The organism is Candidatus Leptovillus gracilis (assembly GCA_016716065.1).
Classification (GTDB): domain Bacteria; phylum Chloroflexota; class Anaerolineae; order Promineifilales; family Promineifilaceae; genus Leptovillus; species Leptovillus gracilis.
The window spans coordinates 251,925-272,926 of sequence record JADJXA010000001.1; the positions used below are offsets into that span (position 1 = coordinate 251,925).

Sequence of the window (21,002 nt, forward strand, 5' to 3'; positions counted from 1 at the left end):
TTTGCTTTATCGTATGAATCACTTTCTTGCCGACGGAGATGATGGCAGCGACGCCAACACGTGCTGCCGGATGGTTTCGCCTACGCGGTCCCAATTGTAACGATCTTGAAATAATTGATAGCCATTGGCCCCATATGTCTCGCACATTTGTGGATTATCCAGCAAGGTGTGCAGGGCGGCTGTTAATTCAGGCACACTGTTGGGGGCAACCAGCCGGCCGTTGTACCCTTCTTTCACAAAATCGGGGATAGCGCCTACGGCCGTTGCCACAATCGGCAGGCGGTGGGCCATCGCCTCGATAAACGCCACGCCAAATGGCTCTAGCTGCGTTGGCAGACAAAAAACAGACGCTTCCTGATAATAACGGCTCACGTCGGCGACAGGAACCTGGCCTAACACCCGGCAGTTGGGCGCGTCGAGTTCCGGCGCTGCGCCGACAATGGTCAGGCGGGCCTGGGGCAAACGTTTTTGCACCTGCTGGAAAGCCTGCACCAGGTCTGGCCCGCCTTTGCGTTCCCAATCTGCGCCAACAAAGAGGATATGTTGCTGATGGTAACGGCCGTTATCGCCCACAGGCTGCGGCGGCACATTGACGCCGGCATAGACACAAACCACTTTTTCGGCCGGCAACCCATATTGCTCTATCAATGAATGCGAAATGTTGCTGCTGCGCGTGAAGACCAGGTTGGCCTCCTGGTACAGGCGGCGCTCCTGCGCCAGCCAGGCTGTGGAGTTGAGGCGGTGGGTGTTAAAACGGCCGTAACTTAAATTTGCCAGGTGGGTGTGATCCGTATACACAAAATGAGGCAGCCCGCCTGTATGGGCGTCAATCATAGATTGCAGTTGAAACGTAAACGCATAAGAGCCTGGACGCCGGGCCAAAGTCTGCTGAATCAGGCGTTTGGTTTGGGTAAACAGGTAGCTTGTGCCCCAAAACGCCTCGCCAACAGTACGATGCCCGCGCAAAATATCACGGCCGTAATCACGCAGCAGCGCCAGTCCGTTCATTATCATGACATCGGGGCGGCGCTTTAACAAGGCAGTCACGTCCAATACGTCCACCTCAAATTCGGGGAAAGCGGTCCGCAGCATATGGGCCACGCTGTCGCCCACTGGCGCTTTGGGAAAGACTCTGATAAACGCCAGCCGGTTTGCTACAGTTTGCGCAGCAGTCAATAGGCGCCTCGTTGGGTCAGAACGGCCGTTACCGTGTGCAGCAAAATCAAGAAGTCCAACCGCAAACATTGACGATCAATATAAGCAATATCCAGCCGAACCCGCTCGTCAAACTCCATCGAGCCACGGCCGATCACCTGCCACAAACCGGTGATGCCCGGCAGCACATCCAGCCGCTCCGTTTGCCATAATTCATACGTTTCCGCCGCAAACGAAGTCGGACGGGGTCCGACAAAACTCATTTCACCACGCCAGACGTTGATGAGCTGCGGTAGTTCATCCAGACTCGTTTTACGCAGCCAGCGCCCTACCCGCGTGATGCGCGGATCGGTTGTAATCTTGAAATCCGGCCACTGCAATTCATTTAAATGCATGAGTTCTTGCTTCATTTCTTCCGCACCCGGTATCATCGTGCGAAATTTAACCATCTGGAAACGATTGCCATCTTTGCCGGTTCTTAGCTGCTTAAAGAAAACTGGGCCGCCAGGGCTTTCCAGCTTAATCAACAAGCCACAAATGCCAATAATCATCAACCAAACTGGGAAAGAGACGGCAGCAAGCAGCAAATCCGTCCCTCGCTTTGCCAATTGATACTGCGATCCACGCAAAAGCGCCTGCTCTGCGGAAACATTCGTCCACCAGGTTTGTGGGTACTCTGCCGAAATGTGCGTATAGCTGCTGAATGTTATCTGGCTTTCATGTTCTAACGTATCGGTCTTTACCTCAAGATTTACTTCATAATCCAGACGATAACTCATAAATAATGCCTTCTTTACAACGACAAATGGTAAGATTACAATATTTGGGGTTGTGGTCGCATCTCACTTCCCAAGGCTGCCCTCCCGACCGAACCGCCAGCGGGGCAAAGATGCGGCCCGCTGCACCAGGTTACTGAAGATAGATACACGAATAATCAATAAATGCTACAACGAACCCTGTCTGGTGTCATCGGTTGGTTAGGGGGTTCTTATCTCCCCCAAATGGGGGAGATGTTATCTTATCATAGGCCGCTTCGCGTTTGGCCCGTGATTTGATTTTCACCATATTCCTCTACACGAGTCAAGATGGGCTGGTTGCCAGGGGCGGCATTCTCCAGGCGGGCTGCAGCCAGCGTGAGCAGCCTGTTGAACGTGAGGCCATCGGCGGGAAAAGAAGTGACGGCACAGGCGGGAACAAAACCAAATTCGCGGTGGATGGTTTGGGCCAATACGTTTGCCAATAGTTCGGCCTCGTGGGGTGGTGTTTCCGGGCAAATGATCACAAATCTCTCCTGGCGACGTTCTACCAAGAGGAGATCGGCCAGCCTTAGCCCGTGATTAATTACCTCACTGATTCTGGCTTTTTGGTAAGCAACTTGCAGATTGGCCGGTATTCCCACGGCCAAAGCTGGCGGCTGGGCTTTGTCTAGCGGGAAGGGATTAAAGACGATGAGACTTAACGGCCGTTCCTGCCGCCGACTCCGCCTCATCTCTTGCTGAACCAGGCGAAGGCCGGTTTCCGAATCGAGGGCTGGGGGAACGGCCGTGCCGATGCCTAGAACACGCTCGCCCCTGTGCAAAACCTCCAATTCCGCCGAAATCTCGTAAGCCAGACCAGCTATCAGCAGCAAAAAGAAAACTTCAACCAATAAAATGCCCAGATAAGTCCAATTCAGTCCGCCTGTTTCCAGCGCCAAAAATTTAAAGCCAACCCACATGAACACACCCGCCCCCAAAACAAGCCAGCGCGGGCTGCGCCGCAAACCTGGCGCCAGCAGAAACGTCAGCGTCATCAGGCCGAAAATAAGAAGGTCCAACGCCAACTGTGCGGAAGGAAACACAGCTATCATCTGCATACTAAAAAGCAGAAAACAACCAAAACTAGCCAAAAGGGCGGCAATTTTAAGGCGTAAACGCATGGCGACCGCCCTGACCATACGGAAATCTGACGACAACGCGGGAATTGATGGCCCCTCCCCTGGCAAATTCTGTTCGTCTCTTTCGATAATGTTTTGTAACCTGCAACACCATCTCGTTATCCTTCTTCCCAATACAGGCGGCTCTACTAAACCGGCTAAATCCATGCCAGACAAAATTTGGCGTTTAACCGTTTTGGTTCACAGGGTTACGGCCGTTTTGCCCACGCCATCTTGCCCACATTTTCCAATAAAAAACAAGTACCAATACAGAAGCGTTACGTTGCCCTGCTGCCATTTTAGTTTAGAGAATCCAACAACTTCTGTCCATTTGTTTTTAAGAAACACAAATCAAAACGCCAACAGAATATTCCAGGCAAGGCCTGGTCATCCTTTCGCCAGCAAAGGTAAAAACCAGGCCAGACAGTGGCGTTTTGGCCCGCCACCAATGTCATGCGATGGTTCGGCTGCGCTCACCACTATTATCCGTAGGCCGAAGTCCGTATCCCGTTTTTTGTTGGCATTTGCCAGAGGTGGCGCCTACGGATTACCGCTTACGGTTATGAGTTTGGTTGCTGCTTTTGCTAACAAGATCATACAGGCTTGAGGAGCCTGTCCGCTGGGACCGTTGGCTGTTTGTGTGGGGCTGTTGCTGCGCAGCAATTGCTTGAGCAGTCAGGGCAAATGCAACCGATCATTGCATTTTGGGTCTTCCCTCAAAATGGTCCAACCCGCGCCATAAATCCTTCAAACAATAATGGTCGCATTGAGTTTAATGAGAAATGGTTACAGATTGGTTTAAGGTATTCTGGCAACCTGTTGAAAGACCACTATAATGACGCCCATGAAGGTGAAGCGCCTGCAATTCCTCAGTCTGTCTTTAGCCATAGGTATTTGTGGTGCGCTGCTCTTTTTATTAGCGCCAGCCTTTGCCCAGCCCTCGCCGCCACAGCCCTTGGCTGCCCACCTCACGGCCGTTGCCGACAAAATAGACCCTACACTGCAACAAGAGCTATCGGCCACCCTTCCGGCGACCAATCACCGCTACATTGTTCACCTGGCCGCCGCCGCTAATTTACGCTCCCTGGAGAACATACCCCAGGCGCAAGAACGACACGCCGCCATTGTGCAGCAGTTACAAGAAACGGCCGTTTCCACCCAGGCCCCCCTCCGGCAGCAGCTCGCCCAATGGCAGGTTGATGGCGTCGTCGCCACATACCAACCCCTGTGGATTGTCAACGCCATCGTCGTCACCGGACAGGCAGAAACGATATGGCAGTTGGCCCAGGACCCGGCCGTCGCCTCTATTACCGCCGACAACCAACGGCCGCTCATCCCCCAACCCACCGCCGACGTGGCCGGGATTCTGAGCCGGGTAACGGCCGTTACCACCACCCTCACCGGCCAAAGCTGGGGCATAGATCGCATCCAGGCCCCTTACGTCTGGCACGCCCTGGGACTGGATGGCGCCGGCGCAACTGTCGGCATCATGGACAGCGGCGTAGATTGGCAGCACCCGGCGCTGCTGCCCAACTATCGCGGCAATCAGGGCGGGCCAGTTATCCACCAGGGCAACTGGTACGACGCCGCCACCCCCACCCAAACTGTGCCGATTGACGTTTTAGGCCACGGAACCCACGTCGCGGGCACGGCCGTCGGGCAGAATGGCATCGGCGTCGCCCCCGGCGCACAATGGATCGCCGTCAACATCGCCGAACCCAATGGGCTGATCTACGACAGCGCCATCCACCTCGGTTTTCAATGGCTGTTGGCTCCCAACGGCAGCCCCAGCCTGGCCCCAGACGTCATCAACGGCTCCTGGGGCGGCCCAGGCTGGCTGACTACATTCAATTCAGACATCGCCGCCTTGCACGCCGCCGGTATTCTGACGGTCTTTGCCGCCGGTAACAATGGCCCCGCAGCCGGCAGCTTGCTTTCGCCCGGCAGTCTGCCCGGCGTATTGGCCGTCGGCGCCAGCGACAGGCGCGACGAAGCAACCTGGTTCTCCTCGCGCGGCCCCTCATTCATGACCAACGAGGTGAAACCGGCCATCACCGCCCCCGGCGCGCAGATTTTGTCAGCGCTGCCCGGTGGGTCCTATGGCTACGCGAATGGCACTTCGATGGCCGCGCCCCACGTCACCGGGGCGGCGGCGCTGCTGCTTTCGGCCAACCCTGGCCTGTCGCGCACCGACCTGACCCGCATTCTGACGGAAACGGCCGTGCCCCTTTCAACCACCATTCCCAACCTGACCAGCGGCTGGGGCTTGCTGAACGTTTACGCGGCCGTCAGCGCCCACAGCCCACATGGTTGGCTCAGCGGCGTGGTGCGCGCCAGCGGCGCGCCGCTGCCCGGCGTTGTCGTCACCATCACCACTCCGGCCGGCGCGCCGCTGGCTTTTGTGACGGATAGCAGCGGCCGTTACACCGCCGCCCTGCGGCCCGGAACCTACCAATTAACCACCGCCCCCTTTGGCCTTCATCCGGCGTCGGCCAACAACCTCGTCATCCAGCCCGGCCAGACGACCAGTTATGATCTGGATTTGCTGCGGCCGGCGTCGGGTATACTGGCGCTGACGGCCGTAGACGCCACCAATCAGGCCCCCATCGCCGCCAGCCTGACCATCCACAATACGCCCATCAGCCTGCGCCTGAACCCCGGCGATGTCTCGTCTATTCTGCTGCCGGCGGGCAGCTATCTGGTGGAACTGAGCCAGCCTGGCTACCGACTGACCCGCGCTCATGTCATCATCACCGCCAACCAGACCCGGAATGTGACGGCGCGTCTGCCGCGCGGCCCACGCATCTTGCTGGTAGACAGCGGCGGCTGGTATTACGACAGCCACGCCGACTTATACCAGCAAAGCCTGGACAATCTCAACTACAGTTACGACTACCGGTCCATTGATAACCCATACCACCCGCCCACCGCCGACGATTTAGCCGTCTACGACACGGTTATCTGGTCCGCGCCGCAAGATTCGCCCGGCTACATCGCCATCAACGACGTGATTACCGGCTATCTGGGGACCGGCGGCAGTATGCTGATCAGCGGCCAAAACCTGGGCTATTTTGATGGCGTCGGCTCCTTGACGGAGGTGTGGTGGAGTTTGCGTTTGCAAGCCCAATTTGTGAACAAAACGGCCGTTACCCAAACCATCCTCGGCGCGCCCGGCACACTGTATGACGGCCTCAGTTTCAGCCTTAACGGCGGCGACAGCGCCAACAATCAGTTCGCGGTAGACGCTTCCCGCCCCGGGGCCACCGCCCTGACCGACGAGATTTTCCGTTACGCCAATGGCGCGGCCGCTGGCCTACAAGCGGAACAATGCCGCGCCTATAACCTGGCCTATCTCGGTTTTGGTCTCGAAGGCGTTTCGCAGCAGGCCGACCGGGATGCGATTTTGGCGCGCAGCTTTACGTTTTTCCAAACAGCGCCCAGCGCCAACGGCGTTCGTTGGCTGCCAGCCGCCATTGACGATTTCAGCCCGCCCGGCGCAGCGCTGGTCTACCCGCTGACGGTGCAAAATCTCAGCGAAACCGTCACCGATACCTTCTCCCTGAGCGCGTCGGGAGTGCCCTGGCAAACGGCACTCACCGAGGATCAGGTGACGCTGGGGCCGTGCGACACGGCCGTTGTCACTCTCACCGTCACCTTCCCGGCCACGCTGCCCAAAAACGGGGTGTACGATTGGCAGGTAACGGCCGTTTCCCACAACGTCCCCGCCACGCAGAGCAGTCTGCCCATCCACCACAAAGTCCCCGGCGACATCCTGCTGGTAGACGACGACCGCTGGTATGACCAGGAGACCATTTACCGCGCCGCCCTTACCCAGGCCGGCTTCAGCTTCGACGAATGGAACATCGGTTGGGACGGCGAACGGCGCGGCAGCCCACCGCAGGCGCTGCTGGACGCTTACCCATATGTGGTCTGGTACACCGGCTACGATTGGTTCCAACCCATCAGCCCGGCAGAAAACAGTCGGCTGACCGCCTATCTGAACCAGGGTGGGCGGCTCTTCCTTAGCAGCCAGGACTTTTTGTATTATCACCGGCAGACGCCTCTGGCGCGCGATTACCTGGGCGTATTGGCCTACCAGGAATCCATCACGCCGACCCAGGTGTATCGCGGCCACGCCGCCTTGCCGCCAGGCGCGGCCGGGCCGCTGCCGCTGCTTTTCGACAACTTCCGCAACAACGGCGATGGCCTGATCGCCAACCCTACGGCCGAGCCTTTCCTTTGGCATGATCAGGGTATGGCCGCCGGTGTGGCGGCCCAGGGTTTGCAGACAATGGCGGGTGATGGGCAACGGCCGTACCGCGCCATCTTTTGGGCTGTTCCCCTGGAGAAAACCCCGGTTGAACAACACGCCGACCTGATGAACGGCATCATCGGCTGGCTCAGCGATTTGGGCGACAGCACGTTCGAGGTGGATCGGCCGGTCGGCGCGGTCGGCGAACCGCGCACTTACACCATCACCCTGCGCAATTTTGCCCCCAACCAGACCCATCAGGTGACGCTGACCAACACGCTGCCAGCGGGATTGGCGTTGCAACCCGGCTCACTCACCGGCGGCGCCAGTTACGACAGCGCGGCGCGCCAGATTCGCTGGAACGGCACATTGGCCGGCGGCGCAAGCCACGTCATCAACTATCGGGCCGCGCCGCAAGGAACGGCCGTGCCCGGCCTGCGGGTGGACAATGAATTGGAGATTGCTTACGCCCGCCACGACACGCCATTTCACCGGGTGGCTTCGGTGTGGCTGGACGCGCCCGATTTACGTCCCTCGCGGTTGGATGCGCAGGTGACGACAAATGGCAGCACGCAGATTGTCACCTACAACCTCACCGTGGTGAATGCCGGTTTGGCCGCGACGGAAGCGATGACGGCCGTTCTCCGCCTGCCAAACTCGCTGATCCCCATCAGCAGCACCCTGGCGGTGGAGGGTGGCACAGCCAGCCTGGCCCACCGGCGCGTCATTTGGCAGGGCGCGCTTGCTCCCGGCGACAGTCTGACCCTGACCCTGACCCTGACCCGCAGGCTGAGCCTGTCTAAGCCGGAATGGATTTCGGCTGTCGCCACCATCAGCGATGGCCTGACCGAACCGATAACGCGCGGCCGTGTGAGCCATTTACCCCCTTATCGCTATTACTTCCCGGTTATTGTCATTCGTCAATAGAATCGGTATGATCGTAAGTGGTTAGCTTAGAAATTGTCTAAAATTTACTTACCAAGATTGGTCCAATCTTAAAGATTGGACCAATCCGCAAAATGGGGAGTTGTTTTTAGACGCTCACTTAGAGCAAACCGCTTACAGCTTATAGAAACTTTAAAGCGACGATAGGACTCTTTATGAACAAAAGCCGCAGCCAAAACATTCATGTCGTTTATGTTGAAGACGAACCCAGCATCGCCCAACTATTGGTCAGCGGATTGGGACTCTTTGGTATCACTGTTCATCCGGTGTTTATGAGCGCGGAAGCCCTGCTGGAGAAGTATGACCAGCCGGAATTCCAGCAGGCAGACCTCTTTTTCTTCGACATTCGCCTGCCGCGCATGACCGGGTTGGAACTGGCGCGGGAACTGCGTAAACGGGGAGAGACACGGCCGTTTGTCCTGGTAAGCGCCTGGCCTTCGCCGACCGCCAGCGAACTGGAAGCCATTCAGGCCCGCTTTTTACCCAAGCCCTTCGATTTCCCGGATGTCATTCAGACCATTCAGGAACTCATCAACGGCCGTTAAGCAGCGGATGATACATCCACCCCCTGATGCCTGACCAGGTGACAAGGTAATATCTGACAAGAAAACAGGATGACAGGGTGGCATCTGGCTAGCAGCTTGTCGGAGAAGATACGTTTCTCCGAACAAAAATGATTTCGGTGTAAACTTTGGGTATGGCAAGAAAATTCAGAACTGCTGATTACGAAAAGACCCTGGACCTGCAAATCACCTTGCGCGATGTCCTGCCACCCGACCATTTGGCTCGCTTCATTGTCGCTGTCGTCGCCCAACTTGATTTGGGGATCATGTATAGAAAGTATAGTGAGCAGGGTGCGCCACCATACGCCCCGGAAGTGATGTTGGGATTGCTGTTCTACAGCTATGCCAGCGGCGTATTCAGTTCGCGCAAGATTGAACGCGCCACCCATGAGGTGATTCCCTTTCGTTTCATTACCGGTGACATGCACCCCGACCATGACACGATTGCGGCTTTCCGCCAACAATTTCTGGCTGAACTGAAAGAGTTGTTTGTCCAGATACTGTTGATTGCCCAGGCGATGGGCTATTTGCAATTGGGTAACGTCAGTCTGGATGGCAGCAAAATCCATGCCGATGCGTCCAAGAGCAAAGCGGTCAGTTACCAGCGGCTGTTGGCTATCGAAGCCTATCTGCAAGCCGAAGTCGAGGAGTTGTTCACTTTGGCTGAAGTTGCCGATGGAGGACAACTGCCCGAAGAGATGAACATTCCCGATGAGATTGCCCGACGCCAGCAGCAATTGGCGCGGCTGGCCGAAGCCAAGAAGGTGCTGGAGGAACGCGCCCAGGCCCGGTATGAAGCCGAGCAAGCCGAATACGAGGCCAAGATGCAAGCCCGGGCCGAAAAGACCGACCCACAGGAAAAAAGCCGCCGGGCAAACCACCGCAGCCACCCACTCCAGGACCCAGAGATAAAGACCAGTACAACTTCACCGACCCCGAATCGCGCATCATGAAAAACGCCACCAACAGCGGCTTTGACCAACATTATAACGTCCAGGTAGTGGTTGACCATGACAGTCGTCTGGTAGTGGGCAATTGGTTGTGTGACCATACCAACGATAAACAGGCCGCCCTGCCAACTCTCGACACCGTACCACCAGTCGTGGGTCAGCCGAAAAAGGTCAATTTGGACACCGGCTATTTCAGCGAAAACAACATCGCCAGCTTGGAAGCGCGCGGCATTGACCCCCCTACATCGCCACCGGTCGCAGCCCACACCATCAGGGTTGGCGTGCCTTTTTCCTGGACAATCCCAACCCGCCACCCAATGATGCTTCCGTCAAAGAGCAAATGGCTTACAAACTGCAGACCACCCTCGGCAAAGCCACCTACCGTTTGCGCAAATCGACGGTTGAACCGGTTATCGGTATCATCAAGGAAACCTTGGGTTTCCGTCAGTTTTCTCTGCGAGGCCTGGTTGCTGCCGGTGGCGAATGGACATTGGTTTGTCTGGCTTACAACTTGAAACGATTGCATACCTTGCAGGTTGGTTGATGGGGCGTTATTGCCCCCTGCCTGATGCCCGAAAACGGGCTGTAAAACCGTGCAAAATTCATGGTAATGAGGCCAATATGAGTTGCAAACTGCTTGTCTTGATGCTTTGAAATCGTTATTTGTCTATCATCGGGCCTTCAGAAGATATTTTTCCGACAGCCTGCTAGTAGCCGTAAACCAAAGTCTGTATACGGTTTTCCGGTGGCATTGCCGGAGGTAGCGTCCTACTTATCCCGGTTTGCGCCAGTAGGGCCACCATTTTACCCGCCCCACCCAGACAAGTTAAGATAGGAGTCCACTGAAAAAGGTAGCGCAGAGGCGCAGAGACACAGAGTTACCAGAGAAATAATCCCTCCGCATCTCCACGTCTCCGCGTTTCTTCAATAAACTCAAACGGTAAGATTCCACTCATGGCAAAAGCAAAAAAAGAGCAATCGCCGTTACCCAAATTAGTCCAATACGCCCTGGGCAGCGTACCCTATGAAGTCACCACCTTTCCTGCCGACATGCGCGACGCCGAAGAAATCGCCGCCAGACTCGATCTGCCCCCCGACCAACTGTTCAAGACCCTGGTTGTCCTGCGCCCCGGCAAAGGCAAACCACTCCTGGTGATAATCCCTGCCAACCGGCAGCTAGACCTGAAAAAAGTGGCAACGGCCGTTGGCGAAAAAAAAGTAACCATGGCCACCCACGCCGAGGCAGAAGCCATCACCCGCCTCCAAGTAGGGGGCATCTCCGCCCTGGCCCTGCTAAACAAGGGATTTGAGATATACATAGACGAATCCGCCCAAACATTGGCCCAGATTTATGTCAGCGGTGGGCAGCGTGGCTTAGATGTAAAAGTGGGTGCAGCCGACCTGATGCGCATCACCGGCGCGCGCCCTATTTCGGCCACCTGACGTTACCATGAACTCAAGAATAGAGTTGTCAAATCTTAAAGATTTGACAACTCTAAAAAATCAGGATCAAACAGCAGCTATGTGATCATCTAGAAATTACATGGCCCAGATTGGACCAATCTTGGAGATTGGTCCAATCTAAAAAACAGGAAATTATTCTTAGATGATTCCTATGACATCACCTATCACCACTCCCGATTGGGTCAAAGACGCCATTTTTTACCAGATTTTCCCCGACCGCTTTGCCCGACGCGCTTCTTACGCGGACGAATATATCATCCAGCCGGATAATTTCCAGACCTGGGGCGCAGCGCCGACCCCCCACAGTTTCCAGGGCGGCGATTTGATTGGCGCGCGGGAAAAATTAGACTACCTGGCCGATTTAGGCGTCAACGCCATCTTCTTCAACCCGATTTTTGCCTCGGCGTCCAACCATCGTTACCACACCAACGATTATTACCAGGTGGACCCATTGCTGGGCGGCAATCAGGCGCTGCGCGATTTTCTGGACGCAGCCCACGGCCGTAACATGCGCGTCATTTTGGATGGCGTGTTTAACCACGCCAGCCGGGGCTTTTTTCAGTTTAACCATCTGCTGGAATGTGGCGCGGAATCTCCCTTTGTGGATTGGTTCCACGTGCAGAAATGGCCGCTGAACGCCTATGATGAACGCGACAAGCCCAATTATGCCGCCTGGTGGGGCCACCGCGCTCTGCCAAAATTTAACACCAACACAACGGCCGTGCGCGAATTTCTCTGGCGTGCAGCCACCTACTGGCTGGAACAGGGCATTGATGGCTGGCGGCTGGACGTGCCCAACGAAATTGACGACGACGCCTTTTGGCAAGAATTTCGCCGCTGCTGCCGCGCCGTTAACTCAGACGCCTACATCGTCGGTGAATTATGGCAAGACGCCAGCCGTTGGCTGCAAGGGGACCAATTCGACGCGCAGATGAATTACAACTTTACGCGGCTGGCCTATGGCTTCATCTTGGGCAAAAGCATGGACCAGACAGAAACAAGGAAAACGGGATACGGGCGTATGCCCGCCCTCAGCGCCCCCCGGTTTGCCGCCCAACTAGACCAACTCTTCAACCAGACACACCACCCGCAAATCACCCTGGCGCAAATGAACATGCTGGGCAGCCACGACACCCCCCGCGTTTGGACGGTAGCCCGCGGCGATGCCACCGCCGTACGCCTGCTCTTCCTGCTGCAAATGACCGTGCCCGGCGCGCCCAACATCTACTACGGCGACGAAATTGGCCTGCCCGGTGGCGGCGACCCCGACTGCCGCCGCGCTTTTCCCTGGCACAACCCCGGCCAATGGCACAACCACCTGCGCGCCGACATGCAGCGCTTCATCGCCTTGCGGCGGGCCAAAGCAGCCCTGCGCCGGGGCGATTTCCAAATTCTGCACGCCGACCGGGGATTGGTGGTTTTTCAGCGGCAGTATGCGGGGCAAACGGCCGTCATCGCCCTCAACGCCTCCAGCCGCCGCGCATCCTTCACCCTGCCAGCCGGTCTTGTCGGCGCGCTGCCTGAACACCTATGCGCCGACGATCAGGCGGTGGCGTTGGCCGCCGGCCAGACGCTGTGGGTAAACGGCCGTGCCGCCCGCGTCTGGGCCGATTGATCTATCCCCATAAACTCCTACCGACAAGAACCGGTCAGTTTTGATAAGATGGATCATCTTTGGTAACATGGATCATCTTTGGGAGCAGTATCCGGTATCCGGTATCCAGTAATCAGTGTTCAGTGTTCAGTGCGCCTTTTCCAAAGTTAACGCCAACTGAACACCGAACACTGAAACGGGCACAGCTTTTTTCGTAACCTTAACGGCACAGCAGGAGAAATCAAGTACACTATCAGTTTCTAACACAGGCAAAATCAGGCAGCGGACACAGTTATGAAGGGAAATGGTGACCAACCGGGCACACCGGGCAACAATGAGAACGCCTCCATTCTCTACATCGAAGACAACCAGGACAACCGCAAACTGGTCAAACGAGTGCTTCAGGCCGCCGGTTTTCACGTCCATGGCGTGGCCGACGGCCCAACCGGGGTTTGAATACCTGCAAACCCACACGCCAGACCTCATCCTCATGGACATCCACCTGCCTGGCACAGACGGTTACACCCTGACCCGCCAACTGCGCCAAAGTGAACAATTCGCGGCCGTGCCCATCATCACCCTGACCGCCAACGTGACCAAAGAAGACGAACAAAAAAGCCAGGAAGCTGGGGCCAATGGCTTTATCCAAAAACCAATCAATGTAGACAGTCTGCCAGACCAGATCCGCACCTATCTGGCTGAAAATGAACGAGGGAGACCATGAATCAGGCCGTAACCAAAACCCGAAAAGCCATCGAGCCATCCGACGCTCACATTCTCGTCGTGGAAGACAACGTCTCCAATTTTGTTCTCATTGCCCGTTTGCTGGCCTTTATGGGCGTGCAAAAATGCGAATGGAAGACCACCGGTTGGGGCGTGGTGGAGTTTGCCAACACCATGCCGCGCGTGGATCTCATCCTCATGGATTTGCGCCTGCCCCACGAAGACGGCTACGAAGCGCTGCGCCAGATTCGCGCCGATGACCGGCTGGGCAACTCGCTCGTCGTTGTTGTCACCGCCCACGGCAGCAGCGAAGAGATGAAAAAGGCCAGAGAAGCCGGCTTCGACGGCTTCCTGGTGAAACCCCTGGACGCCGATTTATTCCCCGAACAAATCAGCCGAATCTTAAACGGAGAAGAAATCTGGGACCTGGGCATATAAGATGACGTTTCCCGCTGCATTTGCGCGCTGGCTGGCTGTTCAATCTGACGATGAGACAATCATCCAGAAAGGACGCCTGACGCAGAATATCATTATTGCGTTAACGGCCGTTTCCCTCCTCAGCGCCCTCGCCAACCTGTCCCGCCACCTGGCCGCCAACAACGCCGTTAGTCTGCTGCCCGCCCTGGCCGAGCTGCTGATTACGCCCCTCTTTGCCCTCAGCGCCCTCTACATTGTCCGGCGCGGCCAGCCGGTTTGGGCCGCTCACTTCTTTTTTATCGTTCTCAATACCATCTTCTTCATCCAATTTGTCGCCAGCGGCAACATCACCACCCTGCCCTATCTAATGCTGATATCGGTGCTTGGCATCGCCACAATTGATTCTGTCCGCTCCAGCATGGTTTACACCGCGCTCATCATCGCCTCCATGAGCGCCTATTACCTGTTCGCCGACAACGCCATCTACACCCTCACAGACCTGTTGGCCTATGTCCTGACGACATTGAGCATTGGCTTCACGGCCTGGGTCAGCGCCAGCGCCATGCGCCGCTCGCTGCGCACCGCCAACCAACTGGCCGCCGAACAAAAAAAGCAAACCGACTTCGTGCAGCGCCGGGCGCAGCAGTTGCAGCGGGTAACGGCCGTTAGCCAAACCGCCAGCGCCTTACTCGATTTGGAAGAACTGCTGCGCGACACAGTCTACACCGTGCGCGACCAGTTTGGTTTCTATTTTGCCGCCATTTACCTGCTAGACGACGATGGGCAGCACCTGACACTGCGCGAAGCCACCGGCGCCGTCGGCGGCGAAATGAAAACGCGCCGCTACCAGATTGATCTGGACGCCCCCTCTATTGTCGGTTGGGTGGCGCAGCACGGCGAGGCCCGCCTGGCCCGCGACGTGCTGGCCGATCCGGTCTTTTTCAACGAACCCTTGCTGCGCGAGACCCGCTCCGAACTGGCGCTGCCGCTGCAAACACACGGCCGTATTCTGGGTGTCTTAGACGTGCAAAGCCGCGAACCCGACGCCTTTCCCGAAGAAGACCTGGCCGTTTTGCAAATTATGACCAACCAGGTGGCCGGCAGCATAGACAACGCCCGCCTCTTTGCCCGCACCGAACAGCATCTCAACGAAACCCAAACCCTGCTCACCCTCAGCACCAATTTAGCCACCACCCTGGACGTAGGCGAAATCTACCGGCGGGCAGCGCGCACCTTTGCCCAGCAGTTCACCGCCAACGCCTGCACCATCACCCTATGGGACCAGGCCAACAACGCCCTGCGCCGCGAAATTACCTACACGCGCTGGGAAGACGGCCGTACCGCCGACAAATTCAACCTCACCTCCGTCATTTACGATCTGGCCGAGCATCCCGGCTCCGCCCAGGTGCTGCAAACCGGCCAGCCCTGGCCACGCCAACTCGGCGACGCCCACCTCAGCGATGCCGAAAGCCACCGCCTGACCGACGCCGGCCATGCCAGCAGTCTGGAAGTCGCCTTGCTGATCGGGTCGCAAGCCCAGGGCAGCATCATCATCTTTCGCGGGCCAGACCAGCGCCCTTTCACCGCAGCGGAGACCCAATTGGCCCAGGTAATGGCCAACGAAACAGCCATCGCCCTATCCAACGCCCAACTGGCTTCCGAAGCGCGCGGCCGTGTGGCCCAACTCAGCGCCCTTAACCGCCTCAGTCAGGCGCTTTCCCTGGCCCCCACCCTGCACGACATTTTTGACAGCGCGCGGCGCGAGGTATTTTCCCTGTTTGAGGCGACGGCCATGTCTGTCATCCTCGTCACCCCAGACGGCCAACACCTGAACTGGATTTTTGCCTACGAATACGGCCAGGAAGTTGATCTGTCCGGCATCCCACCACTGGACGTTAACCAGGGCTTTAGCGGCGAGGTGGTGCGCTCGCGCCAATATTTGCTCATCAACCGCCAGGTGGCCGAACTGGCAGAAAAGTATCAGTCCATCACCGTTGGCGCACCTTCTAGCACCTGGTTGGGCTTTCCTCTCATTGTCGCCAACGAATTGATCGGCGTGTTGGCGATTGAAAACGAAAACGACAGCGACGCTTTTGGCGAACGAGATGTGCAGCTGTTAGAAACCATCGCCGGTTCCTTAGCCATCGCCCTGAACAACCACTTGCAGTTGGAAGCCGTGCAGCACGCATTGTTGGCCCAATCTATCCAGCGCAATCAGCTGCAAACGGCCGCCGAAATCGCCGCCGCCACCACCAGCATTCTGCAACTAGACCAACTGTTAGAGCGGGCCGTGAACCTGATCCAGGAACGCTTCTCATTGTATTACACCGGCCTTTTCCTGATTGACGCGGCCAGCCAAGAGGCGGTGTTACAAGCGGCCACCGGTGAAGCAGGGCGCATTCAACTGCAAAAAGGGCATCATCTGACTGTTGGCGGCCGTTCGCTGATTGGTGGGGCGACGGCCGATGGGCAGCCACGCATCACCCAGGATGTCTACACCGACGCCGAATGGCGGGCCAACCCCCACCTGCCGGCAACCCGGTCGGAATTGGCGCTGCCGCTGCGCGTCCACGGGCACATTATCGGCGCGCTGACGGTGCAAAGTGTGGAACCCAACGCCTTTGGCGCCGAGCTAATCGGCGTCTTGCAGACCATGAGCGACCAATTAGCCATCGCCATAGACAATACCCGCCTGTTGGCCGATGCCGAAAACCGCACCCGGCGGCAGCGAGAACTGACGCACATCAGCGCCCAACTGCACAACACGGCCGATCTGGATGAGATTATCCACATTGGGCTGAAGGCGATTTCGGAGCGGGTGGCCGGGCAGCCGGTGGCCCTGAACCTGGGCACGCGCCAGGAAGGCGCGGCGGGAACAAACGGCCGTACCCAATCCACGCCCGACACGGTGGGCCAGCCATGACCGACGCCCCATTCCAACAGCCCTGGCAAGAGCATCGCGCCGAAATGATCCGGGCCGCCGCCGCCGCCTTTGCCGAATACGTCACCGAGAACCGCGAAGAACTTAAATCTATCCAGCGCGGGCCAGCCATCGCCGCCGACATCGTGGACCTGGCCTGGCGTTATCTGACAGACGCGGTCAGCACGTTCGACGTCGCCGCGGCCGCCACCCACCTGGCAAAACAAGGGCTGGCGATCATTTCCGGCTCTAACATGATGCAAGCCATCAATCTGGTCATCTACGATGCCTTGTTTACGGCACTGGCAGAGCGGGCAGCGGCCGTTGTGCTGCTGCGCAAATTGACCAACTTCCAACTGCTCTTCCTGGAAAAGCTGGCCGAAACCCGCGAGGTGGTGCAGCTTCGCGCCCAGGAAGAGTCGCAAATCGCCTTGCAGCAGGCATTGTATACCCAACTGGAACAGCAGCGCCTCTTGCGCCGCTCGGTGGAACAACGCAGCCAAAGCCTGAACCAAATTCTCCAGCTCAATGCCCGCCTGGCCCGCGCCACCAGCGAAACAGAATTGTTAGACGAGGCGGTTAGTGGCATTTGTCAGGCGCTGTTGTTGGAACACGTCACCATCTACGAAAAAGCAGCCGCCGCCGACCCCTGGCAGGTGCGTACAACCACCGCCGAAAACCGGCAGCTGGTTCAGCCACAAAACCCAGACGTACAACACACGCTGATCCAGGCCCAGGCGGACAGCCAGGGTGAATTTATCCACCAGCACCACAAGACCCGCCATGTCACCAACCTGTCTGTCACGCTTATTCTGCCGCTGGGCGGCGATTGGCTGGGTGCGCTTATCGCCCACAGCAGCCAGATTGCCGCCGACGACAAGGAGGAACTGCCTATCCTGCTGCGCACATTTGGGCAAGGGCTGGCAACGTTGTGGCGCAACCTCTATTTGCTGCTGGAGACGACGCAGCGGGCACGCGAGTTGGAGATTTTGCACGGCCGTTACGTAGACAGCATCTGGCGCACCGAACAGGCGGCGCTGACGGCCGGCATTGAATCGGGCAGCGTACACATCCGGCGGCAGTTCGACCAGGCCATCCTCCCAGAGCAGCCGGGCATCCCCCTGCGCATCGGCGAACAAACCTTTGGGCAGGTCAGCCTGCCGGCCGAACTTAGCCTGAGCGACGAGGACCAGGAATACATCCAGACGCTTATTCGGGAAATGGGCATTGCCCTGAACAATGCCTACCTGCTGCAAACCACCCGCGCCTACTCCAACCAGTTACAGCTTGCCGCTGAAGTATCCGGCGCTGTCAGCTCCATGCTGGAACGCTACCGCCTGATCGAAGAGGTGGTGGAACTGATCCGGGCGCGGTTCAATCATTACGTGGGGCTATTTTTGGTGGATGAGTCGGGCAGCACGGCCGTGCTGCAAGCGGGAACGGGCGAAGCGGGGCGGGTTCAGGTGGCGCGTGGGCACAGCCTGCCTGTGGGCAGCGGCTCGATGATCGGCAGCGCCATCGCCCGCAACGAAGCGCGGGTGGCGCAAAATGTGGCCCAGGCCAGCGATTTTACCCCCAACCCGGTACTGCCAGACACCCGGTCCGAACTCGCCCTGCCGCTGCGCAGCCGGGGGCAGGTTATCGGCGCGCTGTCGGTGCAAAGCGTGCAAGAAGCCGCCTTTACCCCAGAATCCATCACCGTGCTGCAAAATCTGGCCGACCAGTTGGCGGCGGCTATTGTCAACGCCGATCTATTCAGCCAGATTCAGGCCAACCTGACCGAAACCAGCTTGTTGTATGAGACAGGCCGCCATATCAGCGAGGCGCGTAACCAGGGAGATGTGTACAACGCCCTGATTAACTTCGCCCGGCAGTCTGGGCTGGCGGACATGGCCCAAATTGTCATCGCCGACGACCCAGAATATCTAACCTGCCCGGCCATCTGGCAGCGAGGAGATTTGACCATTGAACCCATTGGTCGTTATCCGCGCAGCCAATTTATTTTTGAGCAGCAGCTTAATAAAAACGAGATCGTGGTGGTCCACGACACAATGCCGGCAGCCGGGCTGGACAAATTCGCCCAACATTTGCGGACAGACGATCGGGTTACGGCCGTTGCCTTTATCCCCATTTTTGTGGAAGCGCAGTGGTTGGGCACGCTGATCCTGCACACCACCGGCCCGGCTTTCAATGAGCGCAGTTTGCAGCCGTTCCGCACCCTGGCCGACCAGGCGGCCGTCACCCTGGCGAACCAGCAGCTTTTGCGCCAGACGGAACTGTTGTACCAGATCGGCCGTTCGCTGAGCCAGGCCCTCACCCGCGACGATGCCATGATGATTGCTGTGCAGGAGATCGCCGATTATACCAGCGCGTCGCAGTGCCGGATTGTCTTGTACGACGAGCAGCAGGGCGTCGGCCAGATCGCGGCGGAAGTAGCGCCTTCGGGCTGGGCGCAGACGGCCGTTTTCCCCATGGCCGGCGATTTTGTCTTTGATACGTTGAATCAACTGCGCCAACCGCTGCTGCTCAGCCAGACCGAGGCGAGTGTTCCGGCGAATACAATCGAGCAGTACGTCACCCAATTTGGGGCGCAGCTCTCCCTGCTGATTCCGGCCGCCAGCCAACAAGATTTGATCGGTTTTTTGGCGCTGGATTCGGTGGGGCAGCAGCCGTTTTCGGCCAGCAGCATCATCTTTGCCCAGACGGTGGTAGACCACCTGACCACCCAAATCGAAAACCTGAAGCTGCTGGACGAAGCGCTGACCAGCGCCCAGGAACTCATCTTCCTGAACCAGATTCAATCGAACATTTCCAGCATCCTGAACATTGACCAACTGGCGCAAACCATTTACCGCGAAGTGGGCGGGTTGATTGACAACAGTTATTTCCTGCTGGCCCAATATCAGGAGGACAGCCGCGAGCTAACGCCGATCCTGGTGGTGAACCAGGGGGTGACGCTGCCCACCACCACGCGCATTTTGCAGCCCAACGAGCCGCTGTACACATTTTTGCACAGCAAACACCACCTGCTGACCAGCGAAACAACGGCCGTTGCCCTGCCCGGCGCCTTCCCTCAAGACAATCCCATACAGTCCGAGTTGTGGATTCCGCTGCTGCGTGAAGGGACGCCCTCCGGGCTGCTGGGCGTGCAGTCGCCCCACCCCCGCGCTTACCGCGAAAACGACGTGCAGTTGCTGCGCAGCATCGCCACCCAGGCCAGCCTGGCTCTGGAAAATGTCCGTCTGTTTGAGCAAATTCAGGCCAGCGTGGTGCAGCTGCGCCAATTGGACCACCTGAAAAACCAATTCCTGGCCAATATGTCCCACGAACTGCGCACGCCGCTAAACTCCATCATCGGCTTTTCGCGGGTTATTTTGAAGGGCATAGACGGCCCGCTCACCCCAGAACAAGAAGAAGACCTGACATCCATTTACAACAACGGCCACCACCTGCTGATGCTGATCAACGAAATTCTAGACATGGCCAAGATTGGCGCCGGCAAGATGAGCCTGACATTTGAACCGGTAGACGTTGCCGAGACCATCACGGCCTGTATGGCAACCATTCGCAGCCTGATCCATGAAAAAGTAACGTTGGAAAGTGATATAGCCCCCCATCTGCCGCGCATCGAAGCCGACCCAATTCGTCTGCGGCAGATTTTGATCAATTTGTTGTCTAACGCCACAAGTTTACACCCAGGGGTGATCCGGTTAACGGCCGTTCCTCGAAGAACTCAACCACCTCCTACTCGCCGTCCCCGATACCGGTACAGGCATTGCCAGGAAGACTTCGACAAACTGTTTACCGCTTTTGAACAGGTAGACAATTCCACCACCCGCACGGCCGGCGGCACAGGGCTGGGCTTACCTATTACCCAGTGGCTCGTTACCATGCATCATGGTAAGCTTTGGCTCGAAAGCCAGGTCGGCATAGGGACAACTTTTTCATTCGTTTGCCCTATCGACAACCGGACGGCCATCTGAAGAAGAGCAAAACATTGCCAGAAACGGCCGTGCCCGCCTGAACCACCCCGCCAAGCACACCGAAACCATTACCGCAATGGATAACGACCTAATTGCTATGAGAAATTTTTCCGTCATCTGC

Annotated in this window: 13 protein-coding genes and 1 pseudogene; 11 read left to right on the forward strand and 3 right to left on the reverse strand. The window is 57.5% G+C overall.

Annotated elements, in window-relative coordinates:
• Positions 1 to 18: 18 nt before the first annotated feature.
• From IPM39_01155 to IPM39_01165, 3 genes are all read right to left on the reverse strand, one after another.
• Positions 19 to 1,176 (reverse strand): glycosyltransferase family 4 protein, encoded by a 1,158-nt coding sequence (locus IPM39_01155; GenBank protein MBK8984683.1) that lies wholly within the window; start codon positions 1,174 to 1,176, stop codon positions 19 to 21.
• Positions 1,173 to 1,934, reverse strand: a complete 762-nt coding sequence (locus IPM39_01160; GenBank protein ID MBK8984684.1) for a sugar transferase — start codon at positions 1,932 to 1,934, stop codon at positions 1,173 to 1,175. The genes IPM39_01155 and IPM39_01160 overlap by 4 nt, the downstream gene beginning before the upstream one ends.
• Before the next feature lie 242 nt (positions 1,935 to 2,176).
• Positions 2,177 to 2,995: a hypothetical protein gene (locus tag IPM39_01165; GenBank protein MBK8984685.1), complete on the reverse strand. Its 819-nt coding sequence runs from the start codon at positions 2,993 to 2,995 to the stop codon at positions 2,177 to 2,179.
• A gap of 76 nt (positions 2,996 to 3,071) precedes the next feature.
• On the opposite strand from IPM39_01165, the gene IPM39_01170 reads away from it, so the two are divergent.
• The 11 genes and pseudogenes from IPM39_01170 (at position 3,072) to IPM39_01220 (ending at position 20,881) form a co-directional block, all read left to right on the forward strand.
• Positions 3,072 to 3,677 (forward strand): hypothetical protein, encoded by a 606-nt coding sequence (locus tag IPM39_01170; GenBank protein MBK8984686.1) that lies wholly within the window; start codon positions 3,072 to 3,074, stop codon positions 3,675 to 3,677.
• Between the two features lie 228 nt (positions 3,678 to 3,905).
• Positions 3,906 to 8,249: a S8 family serine peptidase gene (locus IPM39_01175; protein ID MBK8984687.1), complete on the forward strand. Its 4,344-nt coding sequence runs from the start codon at positions 3,906 to 3,908 to the stop codon at positions 8,247 to 8,249.
• Positions 8,250 to 8,422: 173 nt separating this feature from the next.
• Positions 8,423 to 8,812 carry a response regulator gene (locus IPM39_01180; protein MBK8984688.1) on the forward strand — a complete coding sequence of 130 codons (390 nt, stop codon included), beginning with the start codon at positions 8,423 to 8,425 and terminating at the stop codon, positions 8,810 to 8,812.
• 152 nt (positions 8,813 to 8,964) lie between these two features.
• Positions 8,965 to 10,324: pseudogene (locus IPM39_01185) on the forward strand (transposase).
• Positions 10,325 to 10,734: 410 nt separating this feature from the next.
• Complete coding sequence (locus tag IPM39_01190) at positions 10,735 to 11,223, forward strand: aminoacyl-tRNA deacylase (GenBank protein MBK8984689.1); 489 nt, start codon at positions 10,735 to 10,737, stop codon at positions 11,221 to 11,223.
• Between the two features lie 163 nt (positions 11,224 to 11,386).
• Positions 11,387 to 12,859 carry a glycoside hydrolase family 13 protein gene (locus IPM39_01195; protein MBK8984690.1) on the forward strand — a complete coding sequence of 491 codons (1,473 nt, stop codon included), beginning with the start codon at positions 11,387 to 11,389 and terminating at the stop codon, positions 12,857 to 12,859.
• A gap of 273 nt (positions 12,860 to 13,132) precedes the next feature.
• The gene (locus tag IPM39_01200) at positions 13,133 to 13,294 is read left to right on the forward strand and encodes a response regulator (protein MBK8984691.1); all 162 of its coding nucleotides are present in this window, start codon (positions 13,133 to 13,135) and stop codon (positions 13,292 to 13,294) included.
• On the forward strand, positions 13,263 to 13,562 hold the full coding sequence (locus IPM39_01205; protein MBK8984692.1) for a response regulator: 300 nt from the start codon (positions 13,263 to 13,265) through the stop codon (positions 13,560 to 13,562). Before IPM39_01200 ends, IPM39_01205 begins: the two co-directional genes overlap by 32 nt.
• Positions 13,559 to 13,999: a response regulator gene (locus tag IPM39_01210; protein MBK8984693.1), complete on the forward strand. Its 441-nt coding sequence runs from the start codon at positions 13,559 to 13,561 to the stop codon at positions 13,997 to 13,999. The genes IPM39_01205 and IPM39_01210 overlap by 4 nt, the downstream gene beginning before the upstream one ends.
• A gap of 1 nt (position 14,000) precedes the next feature.
• Positions 14,001 to 16,901 carry a GAF domain-containing protein gene (locus tag IPM39_01215; protein MBK8984694.1) on the forward strand — a complete coding sequence of 967 codons (2,901 nt, stop codon included), beginning with the start codon at positions 14,001 to 14,003 and terminating at the stop codon, positions 16,899 to 16,901.
• On the forward strand, positions 16,898 to 20,881 hold the full coding sequence (locus IPM39_01220) for a GAF domain-containing protein (protein ID MBK8984695.1): 3,984 nt from the start codon (positions 16,898 to 16,900) through the stop codon (positions 20,879 to 20,881). Before IPM39_01215 ends, IPM39_01220 begins: the two co-directional genes overlap by 4 nt.
• The last annotated feature ends 121 nt before the right edge of the window (positions 20,882 to 21,002 follow it).